The sequence below is a fragment of the Octadecabacter sp. B2R22 genome, from assembly GCF_018861045.1.
GTDB lineage: Bacteria > Pseudomonadota > Alphaproteobacteria > Rhodobacterales > Rhodobacteraceae > Octadecabacter.
This window is the reverse complement of record NZ_JAHKQJ010000007.1, coordinates 873,383-899,402: the sequence shown is the minus strand read 5'-3', so window position 1 is coordinate 899,402 and position 26,020 is coordinate 873,383. Positions and strand designations below refer to the sequence as shown.

General features: G+C 56.7%; 22 protein-coding genes. 10 read left to right on the top strand and 12 right to left on the bottom strand.

All coding sequences use genetic code 11. From position 1 onward, the window contains the following. Positions 1-111: 111 nt before the first annotated feature. Positions 112-333, top strand: a complete 222-nt coding sequence (locus tag KO486_RS09845) for an RND transporter (RefSeq protein WP_216037057.1) — start codon at positions 112-114, stop codon at positions 331-333. A 31-nt stretch (positions 334-364) separates the two neighbouring features. On the opposite strand, the gene KO486_RS09840 is transcribed toward KO486_RS09845, so the two are convergent. The 4 genes from KO486_RS09840 to KO486_RS09825 all read right to left on the bottom strand — a co-directional run bounded on the left by KO486_RS09840 (position 365) and on the right by KO486_RS09825 (position 4,871). Next, positions 365-1,687 (bottom strand): S41 family peptidase, encoded by a 1,323-nt coding sequence (locus tag KO486_RS09840; protein WP_216037056.1) that lies wholly within the window; start codon positions 1,685-1,687, stop codon positions 365-367. After that, entirely contained in the window at positions 1,684-3,066 is a 1,383-nt protein-coding gene (locus KO486_RS09835) for a M20/M25/M40 family metallo-hydrolase (protein ID WP_216037055.1), read from the bottom strand. The genes KO486_RS09840 and KO486_RS09835 overlap by 4 nt, the downstream gene beginning before the upstream one ends. A gap of 103 nt (positions 3,067-3,169) precedes the next feature. Further along, positions 3,170-4,468: a PepSY domain-containing protein gene (locus KO486_RS09830; RefSeq protein WP_216037054.1), complete on the bottom strand. Its 1,299-nt coding sequence runs from the start codon at positions 4,466-4,468 to the stop codon at positions 3,170-3,172. Between the two features lie 37 nt (positions 4,469-4,505). Continuing rightward, on the bottom strand, positions 4,506-4,871 hold the full coding sequence (locus tag KO486_RS09825; protein ID WP_216037053.1) for a hypothetical protein: 366 nt from the start codon (positions 4,869-4,871) through the stop codon (positions 4,506-4,508). Positions 4,872-5,061: 190 nt separating this feature from the next. Between KO486_RS09825 and hemA the strand changes: the two genes are divergently transcribed. The 3 genes from hemA to ispG all read left to right on the top strand — a co-directional run bounded on the left by hemA (position 5,062) and on the right by ispG (position 8,809). Continuing rightward, the gene (gene hemA, locus KO486_RS09820; protein WP_216037052.1) at positions 5,062-6,285 is read left to right on the top strand and encodes a 5-aminolevulinate synthase; all 1,224 of its coding nucleotides are present in this window, start codon (positions 5,062-5,064) and stop codon (positions 6,283-6,285) included. A 106-nt stretch (positions 6,286-6,391) separates the two neighbouring features. Then, positions 6,392-7,597: a RodZ domain-containing protein gene (locus tag KO486_RS09815; RefSeq protein WP_216037051.1), complete on the top strand. Its 1,206-nt coding sequence runs from the start codon at positions 6,392-6,394 to the stop codon at positions 7,595-7,597. A 90-nt stretch (positions 7,598-7,687) separates the two neighbouring features. Further along, entirely contained in the window at positions 7,688-8,809 is a 1,122-nt protein-coding gene (gene ispG / locus KO486_RS09810) for a flavodoxin-dependent (E)-4-hydroxy-3-methylbut-2-enyl-diphosphate synthase (protein WP_216037050.1), read from the top strand. Between the two features lie 65 nt (positions 8,810-8,874). Here ispG and KO486_RS09805 read toward each other — a convergent pair whose 3' ends face one another. Together KO486_RS09805 and KO486_RS09800 are read right to left on the bottom strand one after the other, a co-directional pair. Then, positions 8,875-9,621, bottom strand: a complete 747-nt coding sequence (locus KO486_RS09805) for a DsbA family protein (protein ID WP_216037049.1) — start codon at positions 9,619-9,621, stop codon at positions 8,875-8,877. A gap of 21 nt (positions 9,622-9,642) precedes the next feature. Beyond that, positions 9,643-10,962, bottom strand: a complete 1,320-nt coding sequence (locus KO486_RS09800; RefSeq protein ID WP_216037048.1) for a M48 family metalloprotease — start codon at positions 10,960-10,962, stop codon at positions 9,643-9,645. 57 nt (positions 10,963-11,019) lie between these two features. On the opposite strand from KO486_RS09800, the gene KO486_RS09795 reads away from it, so the two are divergent. After that, a complete protein-coding gene (locus KO486_RS09795; RefSeq protein ID WP_216037047.1) occupies positions 11,020-12,174 on the top strand; it encodes an aminotransferase class I/II-fold pyridoxal phosphate-dependent enzyme in 1,155 nt (384 codons plus the stop codon). Further along, a complete protein-coding gene (locus KO486_RS09790; protein ID WP_216037046.1) occupies positions 12,171-13,397 on the top strand; it encodes an N-acetylmuramoyl-L-alanine amidase in 1,227 nt (408 codons plus the stop codon). Before KO486_RS09795 ends, KO486_RS09790 begins: the two co-directional genes overlap by 4 nt. Here KO486_RS09790 and KO486_RS09785 read toward each other — a convergent pair. Then, the gene (locus KO486_RS09785; protein ID WP_252734639.1) at positions 13,375-14,016 is read right to left on the bottom strand and encodes a class I SAM-dependent methyltransferase; all 642 of its coding nucleotides are present in this window, start codon (positions 14,014-14,016) and stop codon (positions 13,375-13,377) included. The genes KO486_RS09790 and KO486_RS09785 overlap by 23 nt on opposite strands. Positions 14,017-14,171: 155 nt before the next feature. On the opposite strand from KO486_RS09785, the gene KO486_RS09780 reads away from it, so the two are divergent. The 3 genes from KO486_RS09780 to KO486_RS09770 all read left to right on the top strand — a co-directional run bounded on the left by KO486_RS09780 (position 14,172) and on the right by KO486_RS09770 (position 18,795). Next, positions 14,172-16,697, top strand: coding sequence for a PBP1A family penicillin-binding protein (locus tag KO486_RS09780; RefSeq protein ID WP_216037044.1), 2,526 nt, complete (start codon positions 14,172-14,174; stop codon positions 16,695-16,697). A 71-nt stretch (positions 16,698-16,768) separates the two neighbouring features. Beyond that, positions 16,769-17,896: a peptide chain release factor 2 gene (gene prfB / locus KO486_RS09775; RefSeq protein ID WP_216037043.1), complete on the top strand. Its 1,128-nt coding sequence runs from the start codon at positions 16,769-16,771 to the stop codon at positions 17,894-17,896. 116 nt (positions 17,897-18,012) lie between these two features. Beyond that, a complete protein-coding gene (locus KO486_RS09770; protein WP_216037042.1) occupies positions 18,013-18,795 on the top strand; it encodes a DUF2189 domain-containing protein in 783 nt (260 codons plus the stop codon). Between the two features lie 87 nt (positions 18,796-18,882). On the opposite strand, the gene KO486_RS09765 is transcribed toward KO486_RS09770, so the two are convergent. The 5 genes from KO486_RS09765 to KO486_RS09745 form a co-directional block, all read right to left on the bottom strand. Next, positions 18,883-19,380 (bottom strand): polymer-forming cytoskeletal protein, encoded by a 498-nt coding sequence (locus KO486_RS09765; RefSeq protein ID WP_216037041.1) that lies wholly within the window; start codon positions 19,378-19,380, stop codon positions 18,883-18,885. Further along, positions 19,370-20,689 (bottom strand): M23 family metallopeptidase, encoded by a 1,320-nt coding sequence (locus KO486_RS09760; RefSeq protein ID WP_216037040.1) that lies wholly within the window; start codon positions 20,687-20,689, stop codon positions 19,370-19,372. The genes KO486_RS09765 and KO486_RS09760 overlap by 11 nt, the downstream gene beginning before the upstream one ends. Before the next feature lie 180 nt (positions 20,690-20,869). Continuing rightward, positions 20,870-21,679 (bottom strand): ferritin-like domain-containing protein, encoded by an 810-nt coding sequence (locus KO486_RS09755; protein ID WP_216037039.1) that lies wholly within the window; start codon positions 21,677-21,679, stop codon positions 20,870-20,872. Positions 21,680-21,781: 102 nt separating this feature from the next. Next, positions 21,782-21,970, bottom strand: a complete 189-nt coding sequence (locus KO486_RS09750; protein WP_216037038.1) for a hypothetical protein — start codon at positions 21,968-21,970, stop codon at positions 21,782-21,784. 109 nt (positions 21,971-22,079) lie between these two features. After that, the gene (locus tag KO486_RS09745; protein ID WP_216037037.1) at positions 22,080-22,553 is read right to left on the bottom strand and encodes a peroxiredoxin; all 474 of its coding nucleotides are present in this window, start codon (positions 22,551-22,553) and stop codon (positions 22,080-22,082) included. A gap of 63 nt (positions 22,554-22,616) precedes the next feature. On the opposite strand from KO486_RS09745, the gene KO486_RS09740 reads away from it, so the two are divergent. Next, the gene (locus KO486_RS09740) at positions 22,617-26,012 is read left to right on the top strand and encodes a DUF3971 domain-containing protein (RefSeq protein WP_216037036.1); all 3,396 of its coding nucleotides are present in this window, start codon (positions 22,617-22,619) and stop codon (positions 26,010-26,012) included. Positions 26,013-26,020 lie beyond the last annotated feature (8 nt).

The following is a 26,020-nucleotide window of genomic DNA, read 5'->3' as shown; positions in this document are numbered from 1 at the left end:
GAGTCCCGTCAACCGCGCCACTTTTCTCCCTTTTCAGTCATTGCTGCGACATGGTCACACACCCATGATTTTCGCGATGCAATTGCTGGCTGCGCGGCCTAAATGGACTCTATGCAAATTATTGATCAAATGCCGTGGTCTATTATCCTGATCGCCTGTGCAACGCTTGGCCTTGCCCCTTTCATGCCTGAACCTCACATCTGGGAAAAGCTGAAGATGCTTTTCGCAGGCACTTTGGTGAAACCCATCGATATCTTTGACTTCCTGATGCACGCCGCACCGTTTTTGCTGTTGTTCGCCAAACTAGCGCGCACGGCGTTGAAGGCTGGCTAGGCTCTCGGCCGGTCAGGCATGTCGAATGGCGCTAAAGATCGCGTGCGCGTGCGAAGGCGGCGCGCAGCAACGGGTCTTCTCCAAGCAAGAGAGGCGCGGTTTCGATTTGGAACGGGACATCTGGTGGGATGCCGATGCCCTCAAAAAGAGTGCCATCCATTGTGCGGTAGGTCTGATGCGATAAGCCAAGCTCCCAGCCGTTTGGCAGCGTAAACGCGAGGATGTCCGATAACCCACCCGATGTCGGCTGACCCATCGTCGTGACCTGCGGCAGCTCTCGCAGCGCCATGGTCAAGATTTCCGCCGCAGAGCCTGTCAGCTCGCTTGTGAGCAAGATGACAGGTTGGGTGAGAGGGCTGGTGTCAAAAGGCTGCAATGTGGCCGTGTAGGGCACGGATTGACCGTCTCCTATGCGGGTTGTTTTGGTCAATACGTCAATGGGTTGCCCTGTGAAGTGGCTTGCAACGCCAAAGGCTACGGAATCCGATCCACCTGGGTTGTAACGAATGTCGATGATGATCGCGTTTGCGGTTTCAATTTCGGCCGCGACGTCGGCGAAAGCTTTGGCCATTGCGGTTTGCTCCGTCGCGCCAATGGGGGCATTCAACCCCATATGCCGGATCAGGACATAGGCCACCCCATCTGGCATCAGTGTGAATTCGATGCCCGTAAGTTCGACAGGGGTAAGGGCGGTGCCGATCGTGTCACGCGCAATCTGGTTCAGCGTGGCGCGCACTTGGCGGTCGCCCTCGGGCAGCCATGAGGGCGGTAAAGCGGGGGAGAAGCCGTTAAACGGGCTTACAAGTTGCACGTGGCCGTCATCCAACCCTGTGAGGGTCTCAGAGAGCAGGGCAAAAAGGTCTTCATCGGTCAGTGTTGGCGCACCCGTCGGCGCGAGGTCGCGGCGTGCATCCCAGTCGACACCGTGCAGATCAAAAAACGCGTAGTGTTCATCCATAGCGGCCCACAGGGCGTTGAAAACGTCCTGCGCGTTGGCCGTCTGGTCGAACGCGCCGCATGTGTCTGGAAGGGCGTCGGTGCGATCAAACAGGATTGGTTCTAACGTTCCATCGGCGTGCAAGTATAAAGTTTCCCCAGTCACTTGCACCGTCGCGCCTTCGGCCAGTTCGACCAGCTTAAGGTGCGCAGGGAACGTGAGCTGATGGACGCAAGATGCTGAACTTTCACTATAAAGCTGCGCCTTGAATTGGCTCAGGGTGATGACTTGTCCACCCGTCTGGGATCGCCAGACGCCGCGTTCATTGGCGTCAGGCATATAGATGACCCAGGACACCAAAAACGCCGCGACCACGGCGCCAATGACGATCCACAGTTGCTTTAGAAGGCGTGTCACGTCAGCGCCGCCAACACGCGCGCCCAAGAGCGGATGCCTTTGTGGAACGCCTGCACGTCGTATTTTTCGTTGGGTGAGTGGATGCGGTCATCCTCAGAGGCAAAGCCGATCAGCATGGCGTCCATGTCCAGCACGGTTTTGAAGTGGCCAGCAATGGGGATCGATCCGCCCATGCCAACAAAGACAGCTTCACGGTCCCATTCGTCTGTCAGGGCCTGACGTGCTTGTTCGAATTCCGGGCGGTCGGTGTTCATTACGCTGGCGGGCGCGCCTTCTAGGTCGTTGTCCCATGTGACGGATGTGCCAAGGCGCAGTTGACTTTCCACATGGTTGCGCAAGGAAACACGGATTTTGTCGGGGTCCATATCGCCCACCAAGCGGCAGGTGATTTTACAGTGTGCATCGGCAGGGATCACGGTTTTGGACCCAGCACCTTGGTAGCCGCCCCAGAGGCCGTTGATTTCCAACGTTGGGCGCGACCACTGCTGTTCAAGGACTGAATAGGGCTGTTCACCAGCTGATTCCGTCAGGCCTGCGTTTTGCATATAGTCGGCTTCGTCAAACCCGCAGGTGTTCCACTGTGCTTTCAGGTTGTCGCCGATTTCGATGACGTCGTCATAGAAGCCGTCAAGGGTCACGCGGCCTTGGTCATCGTGAAAACTGGCAATGATGCGCGAGATTTCCCGCAGCGGGTTCACGGCTGGGCCGCCGTAATGCCCCGAATGCAAATCCATAGCAGGGCCATGCAGGGTAAATTCGTCTTTCAGCATCCCACGTAATTGGCTGGCGATAGACGGGACACCGGGTGCCACCATGCCTGTGTCACAAATTAACGCGAGGTCGGCTTTCAGCTCATCCGCGTTTTCTTCCATGAAGGGCACAAGCGACGGGGAACCGGTTTCTTCTTCGCCTTCAAACAGGAAGGTGATCTTACACGGCAGGCTGCCGTTCACGGCTTTCCACGCGCGGCAGGCCTCCATGAAGGTCATCAACTGGCCCTTGTCATCGGATGTGCCGCGCCCGCGGATGACCTTTACTCCGTCGCGGTCTTCGATAAATGGAGCGAACGGATCGTGATCCCAAAGTTCAATTGGATCAACGGGTTGCACGTCGTAGTGGCCGTAAAACAGTAGGTGCGGACCGGTGTCGCCTACATGGCCGACGACCATTGGGTGCATGGGGGTGGCCCGTTTGCTGGCACTCACGCCGAGGGATTGCAGATCATCCACCAGCCAACCGGCAGCTTTGTCGACCTGTTCCTTATAGGCGGGGTCCGTCGACACGGATTGCAGTTTTAGCAGCCCCATAAGGCGCTCAAGGGAGGCGTCTAGGTCAGTGTCGATTTTGGTGAGAACAGCGTTGAGGTTTGAAGAAGGCATGTGCAGGCTCCGGATGAGGTTTGGCGCCAAAGTGGCACATCGCGGGGCAGGGTCAATGGCTTAGGAAGGGTGCTCTGCCCGCGATGGCGGACAGAGCTTGGGTCTAGGTGCGGAACAAGCCAAGGCGGCGGAACAGGAGCCAATCAAGGATGAGTGCAACGATCAAGGACGCGCCAACCAGTGGAAACAGCAGCGACAGGCCAACCACGAGGGCCATCATGCCCCAACCCAATGCGGCCTCAGGGGCTGCTGGCACACCGAGCTTGCCTGCGGGGCGGCGTTTCCACCACGCGACAAAGCCAGACACCGACAAGAGCAATGCAAGAAGGGCCGCGATGGTGTTTTGGGCAAGGTTTAACCAACCATAAAGTTCACCTTGGTGAAACGAGATACCCTGCGACACGGTGCGTGCGATGATCGGATTGTCAGCAAAATCAAACCGTTGCAGCACAGCGCCGGAATACTGATCGATGATCAGTTCCGATTGATCCGTGCGCGCCGACGACGCGGACCTGATCCAAAACGCAGCCTCGTCGTTGCGAGGTGGGCGCATTTCGTAAGGGGCTGTTAGTCCTTCGGCGGAGGCGATCTCGAACACATCGGTAAAGGGCAGGGTCGTGCCCTCTGATGCGGTGGAATCTGGAACGCTGCGGCTGAACCGCAGGCTCTTGCTGGATTGGCCTGTCTGGTCCTGAACGTAAGACAATCCACCGCCCCAGATGTCTGTCCACGGCAATCCGGTGATCAGAATCGGAACCACCAGAATCGTCGCAAGAAGCCCTGCAAACAGGTGGGTTTCACGCCACCAAGATCGCTGGGACGGTTTACCTTCGGGGAGGCTTACAGCTTTGCGCAACGTGCGTTTTCCACGGGGCCACCACAGGTAAGCGCCTGTGATAAACATCACGATGGCCCAATGTGCGGCCAGTTCAACAAATTTGGTTCCGAAATCCCCCATAAGAAGTGTTCCGTGGAGGTTTCGAAGGACCCGCATCGGCATCTTATCGCGCACGTGGCTGCCAAGGACGACGCCGGTGGTTGGATTGACCCATGCAATGGAGCGTTCACCGTTGGCGTTATCAAATTCCACCATGGTTGAACGGGTCGGGTCACCATAATCGGTGATGCCCCGAAGGCGGTTAATGCCCGGATCAGCGCGTAAGGCCGCAAGCTGCATCTCAAAGCTCATGCTTGGGCCGGCAGGTTCAACATACATTTGATCCGCATAAAGCAAGTTTTCGATCTGCGGTTTATACAAGTAAATCCCGCCCGTTGTGGCCAGAAGCATCATAAACGGAAGAACATAGAGAGACGCGAGGAAATGCCATTTCCACACCAGTCGATAGAAGGCGCCGCCAGTGGTTAAACCACGTGGTTGCGCCGATACAGTTGTATCGGTCATTGTAGGTATCCTATTGGTATAGTTATAAAATTAAAGACTATATCAGTCGGACAGGTGGCCCTTGGGGAAGCGGTCTTACGTGCGGTGGGGATTGGTTTGGTGCGGGGTGCGTGATGATTACGAAGGACGCATCATAGCTGCGCGTCATGGCCACCCATGTCGCAAGTTCGGGGTATTCTGTTGGTTCCGGATTGGCAGTGGTGCAGGGCTGGTGGTCGGTCTCTTCGATCGAGACGGGCTGACCGTCTGGACCCAAAATAATGTGCTCAATCGTGCTGCCGGTACATAGAACAACCGTCGTGAAACCTGGCAAAATAGAGGTCAGCGTCGCCGTCAGTTTCGGCAACACCAGCGCCATAAAGACGAGCGCGACAATTATGAAAGACCGAAGCCGGAACAACATGGCGTGTTCTTAGGACAAGCAAGGGTTGTGTTCCAGAGCGATATCTCGGCCTAAGCAGTGCCTGCGACGAACCGTAACAGCCCCTCTCAATTGGTTGCAAAAGTATTGCTAGAGGACAAACAGGGCGATAATAGGGGCCAAACCTTGCTGACGGGACCATCCCCGCTGCGCCACGACAAGGGATAATGACTTGGATTATAACGCGAAACTTGATGATGCATTGGCCCGCCTTCACGAAGAAGGCCGCTACCGTACATTCATCGATATTGAACGCAAGCAGGGCAACTACCCGCATGCGGTTTGGACAACACCCGAGGGTGACCAAAAGAATATCACGGTTTGGTGCGGCAACGACTACCTCGGCATGGGTCAACATCCTGTTGTTCTTGAGGCGATGCACGAAGCTTTGGACGCAACAGGTGCTGGATCTGGCGGTACGCGCAATATTTCCGGCACAACCGTTTATCACAAACGTCTTGAGGCCGAGCTGGCTGATCTGCACGGCAAAGAAGATGCTTTGTTGTTCACCAGTGCCTACATCGCCAACGATGCGACGCTTTCAACTTTGCCGCGCCTGTTTCCAGGACTGATTATCTATTCTGACGCCTTGAACCACGCGTCCATGATCGAAGGCATTCGCCGCAACGGTGGCGAAAAACGCATTTTCAAGCACAATGATCTGGATGATCTGCGCGCCAAGCTGGCGGCAGACGATCCTGCAGCGCCAAAATTGATCGCGTTCGAATCTGTGTATTCAATGGACGGCGATTTTGGCCCGTTGAAAGAACTCTGTGACATCGCTGACGAGTTTGGCGCGCTGACCTATTGTGACGAAGTTCATGCTGTTGGCATGTATGGCCCACGCGGGGGCGGGATTGCCGAGCGCGACGGGCTTATGGACCGGATCGATATGTTCAACGGCACCTTGGCCAAAGCATTTGGCGTGATGGGCGGTTATATCGCAGCCTCTGCCAAACTGTGCGATGCTGTGCGGTCCTATGCGCCTGGGTTTATCTTTACCACGTCCTTGCCACCCGCTGTTGCAGCAGGGGCGGCGGCGTCGGTTGCGCACCTAAAGAGTGATCAGGACTTGCGCGATCAGCAACAAACACAAGCGAAGATTCTCAAGATGCGTCTGCGCGGCTTGGGCTTGCCGATCATCGATCACGGCAGCCACATTGTCCCGCTGATCGTTGGCGACCCTGTGCATACGCAAAAACTGTCCGACATGCTGTTGCAGGATTTCGGGATTTACGTGCAGCCGATCAACTTTCCGACCGTGCCGCGTGGCACGGAACGGCTTCGGTTTACGCCGTCGCCAGTGCATGGCCCCAATGAACTGGATGCGCTGGTACAGGCTCTGGATGACCTATGGTCACACTGTGCGCTGAATCGCGCCGAGCTTGCTGGCTAATTTCTCTGCATGTGCAAAATGGTTTTTGTTGTGGTAATAAGAGCGTAAGGAACGGCTGATATCGAATCGAGTCGATTCTAACTGGGGCAGATTTTAAGGGAACCGTATGATCCGCAATGGGTTCAGACGCGCTAAAAAAGAACCAACCGTTGAGACGGTGGGTTTTGATGCGTTTGAATTGCGCCTTGGCGATCTAATGCGGGGTGAACGCGCCACGATGGGCAAAAGCCTATTGGATGTGCAGCGTGAACTTAAGATCAAAGCAGCCTACATTGCGGCCATTGAAAATGCCGACCCAACAGCTTTTGACACACCCGGTTTTATTGCGGGCTACGTACGGTCCTACGCCCGCTACCTGAACATGGACCCGGATTGGGCGTTTGACACGTTCTGTACCGAATCCGGTTTTGCGACGGCTCACGGTATGTCCGAGCAGGCGTCCGGGACGAAGCCTTTGCCAACTGCGCCACGGCTTGAGAAAGATATTTTCTCCACTCCGGCTACGCCATTCATTCCTGCGAATGACGCCATGTTTGCTGCGGTTGAACCGCGTGCGATCGGGTCGTTTGCTGTTCTGATCGCTTTGATCGGTGGCCTTGGCTTTGGTGGCTGGACTGTGTTGCAAGAAGTTCAGAAAGTTCAGCTCGCACCTGTTGAAAATACCCCCGTTGTTGTTGCGGACATTGATCCGCTGGCTGGCGGAAGCGGTGTGCCTGCGACGGATGCAGGTGTTGACGTTGTTGCCGGTTTCCAAGCGCCCAGCACGGAAGCGCTTGACCGTCTTTATCGCCCGCAAGCTCTGGACGCGCCTGTTCTGGTGCCACGTGATGGGCCGATCGCAAGCTTGGATCCGCGGAATGGTGGTTCAATTGCTGCGCCTGTGCCTTTGGATGGCACGGCCGTTGCGCAGAATGATGGGGCTCCCACAGGTCCGAACGTTCAGGTTACAGAAACACCACGTGCCGGCGTTCAACTTGTCGCCGTTCGCGATGCTTGGGTGCGTGTTCGCTCTGCGGACGGCACAACCATTTATGAGGCCGTTATGACGGCGGGCGACACATTCGATGTGCCGCAAACCGAAGATCCTGCCACGCTTCGTATTGGCGAATCCGGTGCTGTCTATTTTGCGGTAAATGGTGCGCATTACGGTCCCGTTGGCCCGCGTGGTTCTGTGACGTCGAATTTGGCTTTGTCGGTTGGTAACCTGACCGAGACATATGCCGCCGTAGATTTGGACGCTGACAGTGATCTGGCCGAGGTCGTTCGTTTTGCCGAAGTGCAGGGCATTGCCCCTGTGGAAGCTGACCAATAATCAAAAAATCCTTAAGACCTGCTGTCGCACCCCGTTGCCCATGGGCCTCGTGCGGCTTAGGTGTGTGCTGCGACAACCAATAGGTATCTCATGACGCTCAATCACATTCGTCCTTGGCGCAACATTTATCGCCGTGAAAGCCGCCAAATCATGGTGGGTAACGTGCCTGTGGGTGGGGATGCCCCGATTACCGTGCAGACGATGACCAACACCCTGACGCCTGACGTGGCAGCGACATTGGCACAGATTCGCGCGGCGGCTGATGCGGGGGCGGATATCGTCCGTGTTTCCGTACCCGATGAAGACAGCGCCGCAGCCATGAAAGAGATTTGCGCGCAAAGTCCGGTGCCTATCGTCGCTGACATCCATTTCCATTACAAACGCGGCATCGAAGCCGCCGAAGCAGGCGCTGCCTGTCTGCGCATCAACCCCGGCAACATCGGATCGCCCGAACGCATCCGTGAAGTGATCAAGGCCGCCAAGGACAACAATTGTTCGATCCGCATTGGCGTGAACGCCGGGTCACTCGAAAAGCATCTGCTTGATAAATATGGCGAGCCTTGCCCAGACGCGATGGTTGAATCCGGTATGGATCATATCAAGATCCTGCAAGACAACGACTTTCATGAATTCAAGATCAGCTGCAAAGCCTCTGACGTGTTCATGGCCGCCGCTGCCTATCAACAACTGGCCGAAGTCACAGACGCGCCGATCCACCTTGGGATCACCGAGGCGGGCGGGCTGACGTCCGGCACGATCAAATCATCCATCGGGATGGGGTCATTGTTGTGGGCTGGGATTGGCGACACGATCCGCGTGAGCCTGTCTGCCGATCCCGTTGAAGAAGTCAAAGTTGGCTATGAAATTCTTAAATCTCTTGGTCTGCGCCATCGCGGTGTGAATATCATTTCCTGCCCAAGCTGTGCACGCCAAGGGTTTGATGTGATTAAAACCGTTGAGGCGCTCGAAAAGCGGCTTGAGCATATCAAGACGCCCATGAGCCTCAGCATCATTGGCTGCGTCGTGAATGGCCCCGGTGAGGCTTTGATGACAGATGTCGGGTTCACGGGCGGCGGCAATGGGGCAGGGATGGTCTACCTTGCTGGCCAGCAATCCCATAAGCTGAGCAATGATGACATGATTGAACACATCGTCGAACAGGTCGAAGCCAAAGCCGCAGCACTGGACGCCGCAGAAAACGCGGCGGGCTAAGCTGGGCTTCGGTCTATGATTGCTCGATCGGACTAAGGGTCACATGCCCCAAAGGGGGCTTGTGATTAGCTTTCGTCGCGCTGTGCGATGACGATTTCACGCATGCCGTCCAGTGGGACGTAACCGCGGACCATTTCGTCACCAAACACAAACGTGGGTGTGCCCGTGATCTGCATCCGGTCACCCAACGCACGGTTGGCCGCAAGTACCTCTTTCACGCCGTCGCTGTCCATTTCCGCAAGAATGGCATCTGCGTCGAGGTCAAAGGCTTCCGCCAATGAGCTCAAGCTGGCAGGCGTCACGTCAGAGCGCAGCGCAAACAGCGCGTCAGAGATGAGCTTGTAGGATTCGTCACCTGCAACGATCTGGGTCGCGACCGCAAACTGAGACGCCAAAAGGGACTGTTCGCCCAAAATCGGGAATTCTTTGGTGATAATGCGGATATTGCCATCTGATGCGACCAGTTCAGCAATTTCGGGGTGGGCGCGACGGCAAAAGCCGCACCTGTAATCAACAAACTCGACAATCGTGAGGTCGCCGTCGAGATTGCCACCAACGTATGAATATCCATCGTTGAACAGCGCATCTGCGTTGATTTCGGCAAGGCGCCCGTCACGTTGGACTTCGGCTTCGGCTTGGCGGGCCTCTAGAACGCCGATGGCTTCCATTAAGACTTCGGGGTTCTCAAGAAGATAAGCGCGGACCTCGGCGCGAAAGGCGTCGCGCTGTGCGTCGTTCATTTCGCCAACGTCTTGGGCCATGACCGATGTTGCAGTCAGGGCGAGGGCAGAGAGGGTCGACAAAAGGCGCATTAGTAAGAACTCCGGTTCATGTTATTGAGCAGCAGAAAGCACGTCTTGGGCGCGCTGCCAAGGGGCAGACCCGCGTGGTAGGCGATCTGCCGCACGGGTGGCGTGAATGACCGCATCGTCCATGCGGCCCTGAAGGGCGTAACGTTCGGCTGTGGCCAGGGATGCAAGGCCGGGTTGACCCGTGCGGGCATAGGCTTGGCCGAGGTCACGTAGGATCGCAGAAGATTGCCCATCAAGCGCGCGGGCACGTTCCAGCGTACGCACGGCGCGTGCGTTGCTGTCTGCTGAATTTACGGCCAATAGGGCGCGGCCATATCCTCCTAGGATCAAAGGCTCATTGCCGTTTAGGGCGACTGCGTTCTGATAGGCTTGCACGGCTGGCATGGGCTGGCGGCTTTCTAGCAGAATTTGCCCGAATAACTCATACCAGTATGCGTCATTGGGGTACTGCGCGAGCAGCCTTTGCATTTCTGATATGGCGCGGGTGGCGTCTGCTTGGCGATGATACGCCACAGCACGGCGCATGATCCCGACTGGGGTGTCATCCCCGCGCACGCGGCGCAGGGTCCAGCCAGGGTTTTGGATGAAGGCGCTTAGTTTTCCTTGGGCGCGGGCAAACCAGAAATCAGCGGTCGGGTTATTGGCGTCCGTTCCGGGGTTGGCGGCAACCAACCCGCGCAACGCGCGAATGCGATCAGACGTCAACGGATGGGTGCGCGCATAGGGGTCTTGGCGTGACACGGACAGTAATTCCTGACCTCGGAACAAATCCATCACTTCAATGGCGGCTTGCGGATTTACATCAGCCCGCAGCATGAACCGGATGCTTGATTGATCTGCGGCGGATTCTTCGGCGCGGGTATGTGCAAAGAACTGGCGTTGCGCGGCACTCGCGGCACCGGCAGCAACGCCACCGGCGGCACTAGGGTTATCGGATGCCAGCGCTACTGCCAGTGCCAGGGCTATCCCAAAGCCTGCAGCGTTGTTCGCCCCTCGCAGGTTGGTGAGACGGCGGGAGATATGGCCATTGGCAATATGGGCGGCCTCATGCGCAATGATCGCTTGCAGCTGTTCGGCGCTGGTTAGACGTTGCAACAAGCCTGAATGGATAAAGATCGCGCGGCCGTTGATCACAAAGGCGTTCAAGGCACGGTCATTGACGACCAGAATACGCACGTTGTTGGGGTTCAATCCTGCCGCCCGCAAGATCGGCGCTGCAAGCTGATCGAGACTGTGTTCGATGTCTGCATCCCGCAATAAAGGCACTGCTTCTGCAGGCCGCGCCAGAGACACAAACGCCAAACAAACAGACAGGGTTAGCGAGATCACAGAAAGGCGCATTGACGGGCTCCGGTATAGCGGGGCAGATAGGGTTCAAAGTAAGGTAAGGCAGAGCAGATGAGAAACTCAAGCCGTGGTGAGGTCGATCCCTTTATCGTGATGGACGTAATGGAGGCCGCTCGCGCCGCCGAGGCAGCAGGACGCCATATTATCCACATGGAAGTCGGTCAGCCGGGAACAGGCGCACCTTCAGCGGCGATTGAGCAGTTGTCTGCCGAAATGGCCGCTGAGCCGCTTGGATATACGGTTGGGCTGGGTTTGCCTGAATTGCGCGCACGGATCGCACAGCACTATCAGGATTGGTATGGGGTGACCCTTGATCCAGAACGCGTTGTTATTACGGCAGGTGCATCAGGGGCGTTCCTGCTGGCGTTTTCGGCTTTGTTTGATACCGGTGAACGCGTTGGGCTTGGGGCGCCGTGCTATCCGTCTTATCGCCAAATCCTGAAAGCGTTGGATTTGCGGCCCGTTGATATGCCAACGACGATGGCGGCCCGTATGCAGCCGGTTTCGGGTGATGTAGCTGAGCATGACCTTGCGGGGCTTATTGTGGCGTCACCAGCGAACCCGACCGGAACAATGTTGGGCGAGGACGAATTGCGTAGCCTTGCACAGGCCTGCGAGGTCGCAGGTGCCGCCTTTATCAGCGACGAGATTTATCATGGGCTTGGCTATGAGGGGCGCACGGTCACGGCACTAGAAGTGACTGACGAAGTTTACGTTATCAATTCGTTTTCCAAGTATTTCTCGATGACGGGTTGGCGGGTTGGGTGGATGGTTGTGCCGCAAGACCACGTGCGCCGTATCGAACGGTTGGCACAGAACATGTTTATCTGCCCGTCCCATGCGTCACAAAAACTGGCACTGCATGCGATGGAGTGCGCAGCGGACTTGGACGTCAATGTTGACGTTTATCGCGCCAATCGTGCCCTAATGATTGAAGCACTTCCCAAGATGGGGTTGGGAAAATTTGCGCCGCCAGATGGGGCATTTTACGTTTATGTGGATGTTTCTGACTACACGGATGACAGTGTGAAGTTTTGTTCGCAAGTACTTGAAAAGGCGGGTGTTGCCGTGACGCCGGGTCTGGATTTTGACCCTGTCGAAGGCCATAAATGGGTGCGCTTGTCGTATGCACGATCCACTGATGATATCCGTGAAGGGCTCGTTCGGTTGGCATCGTTTATGGATGATGTCAGGGCGGCGGAATGAAGGTTCTTGGTTCCATAAAACAGGCGGCGTGCGCGTTTCTTATTATGGCCTCACCTGTGGCCGCTCAGGACTTCTCGGCATTGGCACGGCTCGATGTGGCCCAATCGGGTGCGGTCGATCGGATGCGCAGCACCACGGTTGAGCTGTTCTTGTCTCAACCAGTGCCGTACCGCGTGTTCACCTTGGATGATCCGCGCCGTTTGGTGGTGGATTTCAAGGAAGTCGATTTTCGCAATGTCGACGTTTCGACGTTCACCCGCAGTGATTGGATTACGGATGCGCGATTTGGCGGTCTTCGCCCAGGTTGGAGCAGGATGATCCTTGATCTGGCCGAACCCGTCCGCGTCGATCAAGCAGGGATGGCGGCGAATACGATTGACGGTACAGCACAGATCGATGTGGTGTTGCGGTCATCCTCTGCCGACGATTTTGCTGCGGCAGCAGGTGCGCCCGACGATCCTGATTGGGCGTTCTTGGCCGCGGCCGACCCTGTTGCGCCCGTTGTCAAAGACGAAGACGGTCCTTTGGTGATTGTGATTGATCCGGGCCATGGCGGAATTGACCCCGGTGCAGGTTACGGTGACGTCCACGAGGCCGAGATCGTTTTGGTCTTAGCGTTGGAACTTGCGGCCGCACTTGGCCGCATCGAAGGGGTGCAGCCTGCGGTGACCCGTCTGGATGATACGTTTGTGCCACTCCAAGAACGGATGACCCTTGCGCGGGGATCAGGTGCGGACCTGTTCATCTCGCTTCATGCTGACGCTTTGTCCGGTGAACAGGCCACGGGTGCTGCGATCTACACCCTAACTGACCAAGCCGAAAGCGAGGCGTCCTTGCGCATGGTTGAACGCCACGAACGCAGTGATTTGCTTGCGGGTGTTGATTTGTCAGGGCAGGCGGATGAGGTGGCGACTGTGTTGCAGGACCTCGTGCGGGTTGAAACCGCTGCGGCGAGCGATCGGTTCGCGGATCAGTTGGTCATCGCGATGGGTGATACTGGCGCGGTGATGAATTCAAACCCAAGACGTCAGGCGGCGTTGGCGGTCTTGAACGCGGCGGATTTTCCATCGGTGTTGATCGAGGTCGGGTTCTTGTCCAACGACGCAGATCGCGCCCGCCTGACGACGCCACAAGGGCGCGCACCGATTATCGCTGCTGTGACTTTGGCCGTTGGGCGTTGGGCGATTGAGGAAGAGGCGCTTAAGCCTCTGATCCGTCAGTAGGGTCGGCGTAACGGGCCAGCCAAACAGTGTGACCGCGACACGCGGGGTCTTCGGGGCGGTAGTCGATCACTTTGAAGTTGTTGGCTTCCAGTAACTGTAGGTATTCGGCGGGGTCGAGGCTGCTGTGATATACTTCACCACCGGCCGCGTGGCCCCAGACTTCGCCTGCTGATGGACCTGCGGTAAACATGAGCGCCGCTTTGGGTGCTGCGTGGCGTGCGAAAACTGGGAACATGGCGCGTTGATCGTCTGGCGACAGATGAAAGAAACTGTTCCACGCCAAAATAGCATCGAACGTAACGTCAAGGTTCAGCCCCCTCATATCGGTGTGAATGGCTGTGGCCTGTGGCAGCGTTTGAGCGAACAGATCGATCATTCCAGCCGCGCCATCAACGCCCGTGATCGCCATGCCACGCTCGGCTAGGTGACTGGCAATTGGCGCACCTGTGCCGCAGCCCAAATCCAGCAATCGGCGCGGCGAAACATTGCGCGGAGTGACGCCTAACAGTCTGTCAAGGTAAGGTTTTTCAAACAGGGAGCGATCCCGCTGCGCCTGAAATTCGGCGGCGCCTTGATCGTATGTGGGTAATATGTCGGCGGGGGAGCTGTGTGCATTCATAGGCTTGATGTGCCTGCTTGATGGATTGCGTTCAAGGGGTGGTTCGACAAAGGCCAAGGGATTGGCGGGGATCGGCCTAAATCGGCGTTCAACCTTTTGACCCTGTGCTGCAATCTGCATATAAGCACACCAATTCATGTGGGGCGCACCAAACAATGGTTCTTCGGTTTATCTTCTCGTTCTTTGGGGGCATCTTTTCGATGCTCACGCTTGGCGCTGGCATGGCCGCGCTGACACTGGGCGCGATCTTTTATATGTATGGGAAGAACCTTCCGACCCACGACACGTTGGCCAATTATCAACCTAAGACGATCAGCCGTGTGTATTCCGGTGAGGGGTTGGTCATTGACGAATTTGCGGAAGAACGCCGTTTGTTCACGCCCGCTGCTGAAATCCCTGACATTGTAAAACAGGCGTTCATTTCTGCCGAGGATAAGAACTTCTACACCCATGATGGGTATGATTTGCGCGGTATTGGTGCTGCGGTTGTCGAAGCTATCGTAAGCCGTGGTGAAACCCTGCGTGGTGCGTCTACGATCACCCAGCAGGTTGCCAAGAACTTCCTTCTGGATGGGTCGCGCCGTGTGGAGCGTAAAATCCAAGAGCTGATCCTTGCCCCTCGCATCGAGGCGACCTTGGGCAAAGAGGGCATTCTCGAGCTCTACCTCAACGAGATTGACCTTGGCGTGCGCTCTTTTGGTGTAACGGCGGCCGCGCGGTCTTACTTCAACAAGACCCTGTCAGAATTATCACCCGCCGAGGCTGCGTTCCTCGCGGTGCACCCTAAGGCGCCTTATAGTTATCATCCCGTCCGCAACCGCGAGGACGCCATTGAGCGTCGGGACTTCATCCTCGAAGAGATGTATGAGAACGGCTATATCACCGCGCAGGAACTTGAGGTCGCCTTGGCCGACCCGCTGCGCACGGTGCAAAACGGCGACTTCCCAAGTTACAACAGCGAACGCCCGGATCGTGATTATTTCACGGCGGCTATCGTCTCTGAGGTTGAAACGCTGTTCCCCGATTATGAGATGAATTCGGCCGGTCTGACGATCCGCGCGACCGTGGATGAAGGCCTTCAGGCGGCTGCGCGTGACGCCTTGCAACGTCAGTTGGAAAGCTATGATCGCGGTATCGGTCGCTGGCGTGGAACTGGCGTGACGATCCCCGTTGAAACCTTGTCCGACGAAACTGAATGGCGCGCTGCGTTGCGTTCTGCGCGTGTCATCCGAACTGTTACGCTCGAAAACCCTTGGTATCCGGCGGTCGTTCTGGAAGTTGGCGATAGCGAGATGCGCATGGGCATTGAGGGCTGGGAGGAGGGCGACGAAGCCCCGATCATCCCGCGCCGTGACATTGAATGGATGCGTGGCAGCTTTGCCGATAATTTCACCCCAGGTGATGTGGTGCACGTGCGTCGTATGATGACCGGCGACAATGGTACGGGTGATTTCATTCGTTGGACATTACGCCAAGTTCCAGAAGTGCAGGGCGCGTTCATGGCGATGGACGTGAACACGGGCCGTGTCTTGGCGATGCAGGGTGGCTTTGGTTACGAGATTGCGATTTCCGAACTCAACCGTGCCTATGCCGAACGCCAGCCAGGGTCTGCGTTCAAACCTTTCGTTTTCGCAGCGGCCCTTGATTCCGGCTACACGCCTGCGACGATCGTTGTCGATGCACCAATCGAAGTTGTTGCGGGCGGCGAAGTCTGGCGCCCGATGAACGCCTCTGACAGGTTTTATGGTCCGACACCGCTGCGTACAGGGATTGAGCAATCCAGAAACGTCATGACCGTGCGTTTGGCTCAAGAGGTCGGGATGCGCACAGTAGCCGAATACGCCGAACGTTTTGGTGTGTATGACCGGATGAACGCCTATCTTTCGGCGGCTCTCGGGTCTGAAGAAACCACCCTTTATAAATTGGTCGCGGCCTATGCGATGTTTGCCAATGGCGGCGAACGCGTGGAACCGACTTTGGTGGACCGCGTGCAAGACCGATCAGGGGCTACGATCTATCGTCATGATCAACGGGTCTGTGCAGAATGTCTGGATCCAAATCTGGAACAAGGGCGCTCTCCACGGATCGCGTCAGACCGTGAACGCGTGATGGACCCTGTGACTGCTTATCAACTAACATCCATGATGCAGGGCGTTGTCCAGCGCGGTACCGCGCGTTCTGCCGTGAACCTGCCGGTTCCAATCGCTGGTAAGACAGGCACAACCAACGACGCCAAAGACGTGTGGTTCGTGGGCTTTAGTTCTAATATCGTCGCTGGCTGTTACATCGGTTTTGATACGCCGCGTTCATTAGGGCGTGGTGCATCTGGTGGCGGGCTGTGTGGTCCTGTCTTTAACAGCTTTATGCGGACAGCGATCCAGCGCTATGGCGGTCGTGAATTTAGTGCTCCCGATGCCTGTATCTTTATCAAGATAGACCGCTTCACCGGCGCACGCCTGCCGGACTCCGCAAGTGGCGATAACGTCGTTCGCGAATGTTTCCGCGAAGAGCCAGTCTTCGGTATTACCTTTGATGGTGGGTTCGCGATGGCAGCCGATTTACCACTGTTTGACGAAGTGCGTCCACCGGCTGCGGTCAGTGTCACAACGTCATCTGGCGAAACCGCGACGATCAATTCCAACGCGTCTTTCGGATCATTGTCCTCTGGCGGCTTGTATTAAGCTCAGGTCGATTGCCCCGCAGGGGGCAATCGGCTAGATGGTCCTGAACATTCCTTTCCAAGAAGTCTGACATGCGCGCTGAAATCCAAACCATCGTGACCGAAATCGAAAAAAGCCTGACGTTGCTTGCGCAGCGGATGGATTGGGAAACTGCGCCCCATCGCTTGGAAGAATTTAACGCGTGGGTCGAAGACCCTAACTTGTGGGATGACCCGGATGCAGCCCAAAAGCTGATGAAAGACCGCCAAGCGCTGGTCGACGCCATGGGGGCCTATGAGGCCATCAAGACAGAACTGTCCGATCAACAAGAGATGATCGAGATGGGCGAGATGGAAGACGACGCAGAGATCGTCACCGAAGCCGAAGAGGCGCTTAAGGCGTTGAAAGTTACCGCTGCCGCAAAAGAGCTTGAGGCGCTTTTGAATGGCGAAGCTGACGCCAATGATACATTCCTTGAAATCAACTCGGGCGCGGGCGGCACAGAAGCCTGTGACTGGGCGGCCATGTTGGCGCGGATGTATGTCCGTTGGGCCGAGCGCAAAGGCTATAAGGTTGAATTACAGTCCGAAAGCTCGGGCGAGGAGGTCGGTATCAAATCGGCATCCTATAAGATCAGCGGTCACAATGCTTACGGCTGGTTGAAGTCCGAAAGCGGCGTTCACCGCTTAGTTCGGATTTCCCCGTTTGACAGCGCCGCCAAACGCCACACGTCATTTACGTCGGTCAAAGTTTATCCCGTTGTCGATGACAACATCGAGATCGAGGTAAACCCAGCTGACATTCGCATTGATACCTACCGCTCATCCGGTGCGGGCGGTCAGCACGTTAACACCACAGACTCCGCCGTGCGGATCACGCACGCGCCGACAGGCATCGTGACCACCAGTTCTGAAAAGTCACAACACCAAAACCGTGACATCGCGATGAAGGCGTTGAAATCGCGCCTGTATCAGATGGAATTGGACAAACGGTCTGCCTTGGTCAACGAAGTCCATGAGAACGCAGGCGATGCGGGCTGGGGCAACCAGATCCGGTCTTACGTTTTGCAGCCCTATCAGATGGTCAAAGATCTGCGCACAGCCTTTGAAACCTCCGACACCAAAGGTGTCTTGGATGGCGATCTTGATGGCTTTATGGGGGCAACACTGGCCATGGACGTCAGCGGCAAAAGCCGGGCGGATGCCAACGCCGAGGACTGAACCTCGGTTGTTTCCCCGAATTCTCGACTTGTCCCACATCAAAGACGCGCTTTTTAGCGCGGGGCAGGCTTGACCGCATCCGTTCTGCGTTGAATGGTTTGCTCAGGGAGAATTCAATGACACAAGACCATGCACCAGCTGCATCGCCGATGCCCGACATCGGCGTGCTGACGTTCACCGAACTCTGGACTTGCCTAAAAGCGGGCCTGTTTGATTTTCGCGCGGCACCGATGTTCGGCCTGGCTTTTTCGGCGGTGTACGTGTTCGGTGGGTTTGTTATGCTTTGGCTTGGGGCAGGGCATGTGACATGGGTCTTGGCCACGTCGCTTGGCTTCCCACTGGCCGCACCCTTTGCCGCTGTTGGTCTTTACGAAGTCAGCCGTCGCCTTGAGGCAGACGAACCTTTGGACTGGCGCGAGATTTTCGGTGTGGTTTGGAACGAACGCACCCGACAGGTCCCATGGATCGGGGCGATCATCGTGATCTACTTCCTGTTCTGGACGTTTCTGTCACATATGATTTTTGCATTGTTTATGGGGGTTTCGACGCTCACCAATGTCATGACCTCGTTTGATGTTTTCCTGACACCTACAGGGCTGATGATGATCGGCGTCGAACTTGGCGTAGGCGCGATTGTTGCGTTTCTTCTGTTTAGCCTGACGGTGGTAAGCCTGCCTTTGGTGCTGGAAAAAGAGATCGACTTTGTCAGTGCAATGCTGCTGAGCCTGCGCTGCGTGCGTGAGAACATCAAAGTCATGTTGGTCTGGGCGTTCATCATCGCGACGCTGACGTTCTTGGCGATGATCCCGTGGTTCTTGGGGCTTGTGATCATCCTGCCCGTGCTGGGCCATGCGACGTGGCACATCTATCGCCGCGCGTTGTACCACCCCGTCTCCTAGACGCAGCTCGGGCGACATGCGCCCACGAAAAAGGGGCCAGCGCAGTGCGCGGCCCCATTTCCTTAATTCAAATCTAATCGCGAAGAATTAAGCCTTCGGCGCTGCCTTGGCGGCTTTCGACGTTGTGTTCAACGGGTCATCCTGACGCTGAACAGAGCCTTCGAAGTGGGCACCAGATTCAATCGCGATTGTCTTGTGGATGATGTCACCCTCAACACGTGCGGACGATGTCAGGCGAACCTTGAGGCCACGCACAGTGCCGACGATGCGGCCATTTACTACGACGTCATCAGCCATGCACTCACCGTTTACAGTGGCACCTTCGCCAACAGTCAACAGGTGCGCGCGGATGTCACCATCAACAGTGCCTTCAATCTGGATATCGCCAGTTGTCTTCAGGTTGCCTGTGATGTGCAGGTCAGTGGACAGGGTGCTGGCTGGCGGCTTTGCCTTTGGCGCAGAGGATTTGAAATCGCTCTTTGCCGGTGCGGCAGGTGCAGCCGTTGCAGCAGGCTTAGCTGCTGTGTCAGCGGATTCAGGTGCGGCAGGCGCGCCGGGCTCATTGATTTTGCTCTTAGAAAACATCTTGTCCAGCTCTTATATAAATCATTGGGTTTACGGGGCGACCGCCCACTCGGATTTCATAGTGAAGGTGCGGGCCGGTTGACCGTCCGGAGTTTCCAATATCACCAATTCGGTCTCCACGCGAGAGTCTTTGTCCAACTTCGACACGAATTCGGTTTTGGTGCGCATATCGTGTCTCGATGCCAAAGGCATGCTGTATCTTGACGAGACGACCATATCCAGAGGACCAGCCCGCAAAGGTTACCACACCGTCCGCAGGTGCGTAGATAGGTGTGCCAATCGGGGCCGCAAAGTCGGTGCCGTTGTGCATCCGGCCCCAGCGCATGCCGAACCCGGACGTAAACCGGAAGCCTTCGCGCACGGGCATGTCGAACGGAATGCGTTCAGCTGCGATGCGATAAAGGTTCAGACGGTCCATTGATCCAAGGATACCATTGGCGCGGGCCGCATCAGGGTCTTCCCCACCGCCACGTGTCGAGAATTGCAAAGGTGTCAGTGGGCCGCCGGTGCCAGAATAGCCGCGACGCACTTGTTCAAGAACATCATCAGGGTTCATGCCTGCCGCACGAAACATATTGTCCAGTGGTTCAACGGAAACGGTAAAGGCTTCTTCGAGCTGGCGGAAAATCTGGTCGTTGCGTTCTTGAAGAAGGCGCAGTTCGAGCTCCATGTCAGCCGCATGGCTGAGTGCGAATTCGGCGTCATCTGCGATCTGATCGCGCTCGGCTGCTGTATCAGCAAGGGCCGTCGCAAGAAGATCAACCGTGCCTGAGGCATCGCCGGATTGCGCAAAGCCAGAGGGGACGTCGCCGTCACCCGCGATTGCGGCCTCAAGGGCGGCAACCTGGTCTTCGGCGTCCTGACGTTCACCCATGGTGCGGCGCAAGGTAACCTGCACGACTTCCAAACCTGTTTCCAATTCGCGACGGCGATCTTCGCTGCGCAACAATTCTGATTGCATCAGTGAAATCTGTTCGAGAGCAGAGGAGAACCGCTGCTGCGCAGCGACAGCTTCATTGGCGCGCACGTCGCGTTCAGTGGAGAGGGCATTCAGGCGCTCTTCGTATGTGGATTGGTCTCGTTGGGCTTGTGCGCGGAAGTTGCCGGCGCCGATGCTGTCCATCAGCAAAACGGCCGTGGCAATAATTGTCCAACTGATGACGATTGCGCTACCTGTCCATGCAACCAGCTGGGTTTCTGGTTTCAGACGGATGAACCGTGTTTCCGTGTCCGAGCGCAAGAAAAGGCGCTTTTCTGGAAAGCGTTTCTCGAGAGCTACGTGAAGTTTGTGTATCAGCCGCGATTTCAAGTTCTTATCCTGGTCCCAACCCTATCCATGACGCGAGCTCCCCAGCTGCTAACGTCCTACGTCTGTTAACGGGTGCAGGAATCGCTGGCAAGGTTTTTGCCCAATTTCTTGTCATTTCAGCGGGATATGAGTCTTTTTGGGCAGCAAACCGCCGACACCGAGGTTAACGGTGAGGGTAGGTCAGCTGCCTTCCGCGAGGGGCCAATAAAAGTCAGGCGGAATGCCTGCTTCGGCGCGTTTTTCTTCGTTGAAGGGCGGGCGCAGTTTGCTGTGGAAATATTTGCGGACAAGGTCATGGAATAATGGCGTTGGATCTAGGTTTTCGCGACCGCACAGAAAGTGGAACCATTTTGAACCGTAAGCGACGTGATGGACTTCTTCTGCGTAGATGACGTTTAGGGCATCTATCGTCTGCCTGTCTTTCGCCTGTTGGAAAATCTTGATCATGCCGGGGGTCACGTCAAGGCCGCGGGCCTCAAGAACCATTGGCACCACAGCTAGACGCCCCATAATATCACCTGCGGTGTCTTCAGCCGCCCGCCACATGCCCGCATGGGCATCAAGGGCGCCGTAATAGCTGCCTTGTGCTTCAAGACAGTCGCACATCAGGTTGAAATGTTTGGATTCTTCGTCCGCAGCCTTCACCCAATCATCATAGAATCCGATTGGAAAGGCCGTGTCGCTGAACCGCGCGATCAAGTCCCAGTGGAGGTCTACCGCGTTAAGTTCGATATGGGCCACAGCGTGAAGAATGGCGATGCGGCCTTCGAGTGTTCCGGGCTTGCGGCGTGGCACATCGCGCGGGTCTTGCAGGGTCGGGGTCTCAGGGCGGGCAGGCATGTCTGGCGGTGTGGCTGTGCCAATTTCGGGCACTTCGCCGGCATCCCGCGCGGCTTTCCATGCGGCTGCATATTCACGAGAGATCGCCGTCTTGGTGCGGCCATCAGCGGTGCGCAGAACGTCATCTGCCATTTGAGCGAGTGGTTTCATGTGGAGCTGAATAGGGGCGGCATACTGCCTGCACAAGCTAAAGGCGCGCTTTACACAGCGCTTGTGCAAAGGTCTGGGTAGATTGTGTAAAAAGCCGAACGATTATTTCGTTTTCTTTGGTCCGTCGCGGGCGGCTTTTTCTTCTTTGGTCAGGGTCTGGTTCCAAACGTTCTTGCTCAACCCGAGGGCTGGATCGAGAGGTTTGGTTTTCCCTTTGGTGACCTTACCACCCTTGTTCAGAAATTCCTGAATAAGGGCATCATCGGTGTTGTCTTTGGGCACATGTTTCATGCCTTAATTGTAGCCTGTCCCTACGGTGGGCGCAATGACAGCAATGCCATGCTGTGCCAGTAAGACGACAGCGTCGTTCAAGAATGTTAAACGCCGCTGTCGCATTTATTTACAGCGCCTGAACGGCCGCGAGAACTTCATCAACGTGGCCTGCGACTTTGACCTTCCGCCAGATTTGCGCGATCTTTCCGTCCGCGATCAAAAAGGTGCTGCGTTCAATCCCCATAAAGGTTTTGCCGTACATTTGTTTGGACTTCCATGTGCCGTAGCGTTCGCAGGTGTCGCTGTCTGCGTCCGACAGCAGGGCGATCTTGAGGTCGTGTTTGGCGACGAAGTTTTCGTGCTTTTTGACTGTGTCTTTGCTGATTCCAAGAACCGTAGCGCCACTTGCTGCGAATTCCTGCAACATCTCGGTGAAGCCGATGGCTTCTGTGGTGCAGCCGGGGGTGTTGTCCTTTGGGTAAAAGAACAGCACGACGGGGCCGTCAATATCAGACAAGGTAACAGTATCGCCGCCATCTCGTGGCAACGAAACATCTGGTGCAGGATCACCAACGGCGAGCAAAGCGGCGGGTTCTGTCATATCTGGTCCTTTCGGGTGCATTCTCTTTGCGTTCTAGCGCGTTAGGCGCGATTATGAAACGCAATGAGTGAGAGCAGTCCACAATCACCCCCCAAAGAAACAAATGGGGACGTTTCAGCGGATCAAGCTGAGGAAGACACAGCCGTGGAAGAAACGGCTGTGGACGACGTTGATGTGGACGAAGCGGGGCCGCCTGAGCGCAAGCCACGCTGCCCGAAACGGCGACGACGAATTTGGTGGTCCTTTCGGGCTGTGATTTTGGTGTTGATTGTTGCGCCATTCCTTATGACGGCGATTGCGGCCGCTCTTTTGATCGGCCACGAGGTGAGTGCGCCGTCGTGGATCGTGCGCGAGGTAGAGCGCCGAGCAGAAGAGGTGCTGGCAGGCGGCGAGCTTGGCTTTGGGGCGATGAAATTTACCGTCGGTCAGGATTTGCACCCGCAATTAGTCTTGGAAAACGCTGTTTTGCGGGACGCAGATGGCGTGGCTTTGGCCCGAGTGCCCAGAATTGAAGGACAAATTTCGCCGCGCGGCGCGTTGCAAGGGCGCGTGTTGGCGCAAGAAATCCGACTGACAGGGGCGCAGATATCGCTGAACAGGGCGAATGACGGCACCGTCGCTTTTGCTTTTGGTCAGGGCAATTCGGCTTTGGTGGCGGCGGACGGGTTCCTTGGATTGTTGGATCAGATCGATCAAGTATTCGAAGAAGGCGCTTTGGAAGCCTTGGAACAGGTCCACGCCGAAGGGCTGATCATCAATTACGTCGACGCGCGTGCGGGGCGGTCTTGGGTCGTTGATGGCGGGCGGATAAGCCTTGATTTGAGCGATGATAATCTTGATCTGCGTGCCGATGTCGCGCTGTTGTCGGGGCGCTCTTACGTTACAACGGCGGAGCTGACATATGCCTCTGCACGCGATAGCCGGTCCGCACAGATCGGGGTGGTGATTGATAGTGCCGCAGCCGAAGACATCGCCAGCCAATCGCCGCTTTTAGCGTGGTTGGGGGTTTTGGATGCGCCGATTTCCGGCGCGGTTCGCGGAGAGTTGGATACAGAAGGCACGCTGACGGGGGTGTCAGCCACCCTGCAAATCGGTGCAGGAGAGGTGCGGCCAACATCGCAGACCCGTCCCGTTCCTTTTGAGGGTGCGCGGACATATCTTCGCTACGACCCTGCGAGCGATCAGATGATTTTCGACTCCATCGAAATCGACAGTGATTGGGGGCGTATTGAAGGCACCGCACGGACCTATTTGCGCGAATACACCAATGGCTGGCCCGAAGCATTGTTGGGGCAAGTTGAGATCACGGAGCTGAATGTCGCGCCCGAGGGGGTCTATGACGCACCCGTCGAGCTGCGCGATGGCAGTTTGGATTTCCGCTTGCGGCTGGACCCGTTCACTTTGGACATCGGGCAGGCGGTGGCGATGGTCGGCCCGACACCTTTGCACTTGTCTGGACAGGTTTCGGCACGGGTAGATGGTTGGTCTGTGGCCCTGGATGCTTTTGCGGAAGAGATCGGCGTCACTCAGGTGATGGAGTTGTGGCCCGAGGCTGTGGCGCCGCGTACGCGAACATGGCTTTCCGAGAACATTAAGGACGGGACCGCACGCAACGCCAATATTGCGTTTCGGGCCTATCCCAATGCGCGCCCCAACGTTGCGTTGACCATGGATCTTAGCGGGGGGCAGGTGCAATTCATGCGCACTCTGCCGCCCATTGATGGTGCACGCGGTACGTTGTCGATCATTGATCGGCGGGTCGCTTTGACATTAGAGGCGGGGTATGTGACAGCACCGGAAGGTGGCCGATTGGATCTTTCAGGCAGTAGCATGGTGATCCCGCGCACGGGCATACCGAACCCTCCTGCGCGATTTGATCTGGCGCTGAACGGGCGGATTACGGCGGCGATGTCGATTTTGTCACAACCGCCGTTTAACGTGCTGCGGGATTCTGATTTGCCGATCAGCTTTGCCCAAGGTCGCGCTGATGTGGTCGCGTCCATCGACATGCCGCTTGGCAAGGACATCGCGCCGGAGCAAAGGATCTGGAGCGCGACCGCACAACTGAGCGATGTGCGCTCCGAGGTCTTGATCCCGGGCCAAGTTCTAACGGCATCGGCGTTGCAGTTGGCCGTTGATCCTACCAGCCTCATTGTGCGCGGGCCGATGCGGTTGGGCAATGTGGGGGCCACGGCGGTGTTTTCACGGGCCTTGGGGGCGGGGTCGCAAGGCACCGCACGCGTCGAGGCGGAAGTCACGGTTGGACCTGCGTTCTTCAGTGCATTCAACATTAATTTGCCCGATGGAATGGTTAGCGGTGAAAGCCAAGCGCAACTTGCCTTGAACCTCAGCGATCCATCGGCGCCGACCTTCCGACTGACGTCTGGACTGCAAGGCACGGGGTTGTCTTTGCCTGCTGTTGGTTGGTCAAAAGCACGCAGTTCTACTGGGGCATTGACGGTTGCAGGGCTGTTGGGCGATCAACCGCGCATCGACGAGTTTTCAATCTCGGCACCAGGATTGTCCACATCCGGCACGATCCGTTTGGCCGCGGGTGGCGGGCTGGAACGCGCCGCATTCAGAAATGTGCGCCTTGGGGGCTGGCTAGACGCGCCTGTGGTGTTGATCGGGCGCGGGCAGGGCCGGCCCTTAGAAGTGCAGATTGCGGGCGGGACTTTGGATTTGCGGGCCGCCAACTTTGGCGAGTCCGGCGGTGAAGGTGGCCCAATGGACATCGCGCTGGACAGCCTTCGGGTGACGGACCAAATCAGGATCGATGATTTTCGGGGTAGCTTTGTCTCAACGGGCGGATTGCAGGGCGAATTCAGTGGAAACATCAATGGCTCTGCGCCTGTGCGGGGCACGTTGGTCCCCGTTGGTGGCAGCCCAGCCGTGCGTATCGTGAGCAGTGACGCAGGTAGCCTGTTTCGCGCCACCGGCTTGCTGAGAAACGCCTATAACGGCGATCTGGTGCTGACGTTGATCCCGACTGGCGCCGAAGGGACCTATGACGGCACTTTGGTCGGGAATGATTTACGGGTGCGTGACGCGCCCGCGTTGGCGTCCCTGCTTGATGCGATTTCTGTTGTCGGACTGTTGACCCAGTTGGACGGTCAAGGGTTGCTGTTCAACAGCGTGAACGCGGAATTCCGACTTACGCCGAGCCAAGTGATCCTCACGCAGTCGAGCGCCACGGGACCGGGTTTGGGCGTTTCAATGGACGGGATATATCAGCAGGTCGCAGGGCAGATGGATTTTCAGGGTGTGATCTCACCGTTTTATTTGCTGAACGGCATTGGGTCCGTGTTGACGCGGCGCGGTGAAGGGCTGATCGGGTTCAACTTCAATCTGCGGGGTCCCGTTGACAACCCGCAAGTAATCGTCAATCCGCTGTCCGCGTTGACGCCGGGCATGTTCCGCGAAATTTTCCGACGTCCGCCGCCAACCATCAGCCAATAGGCGCCAAG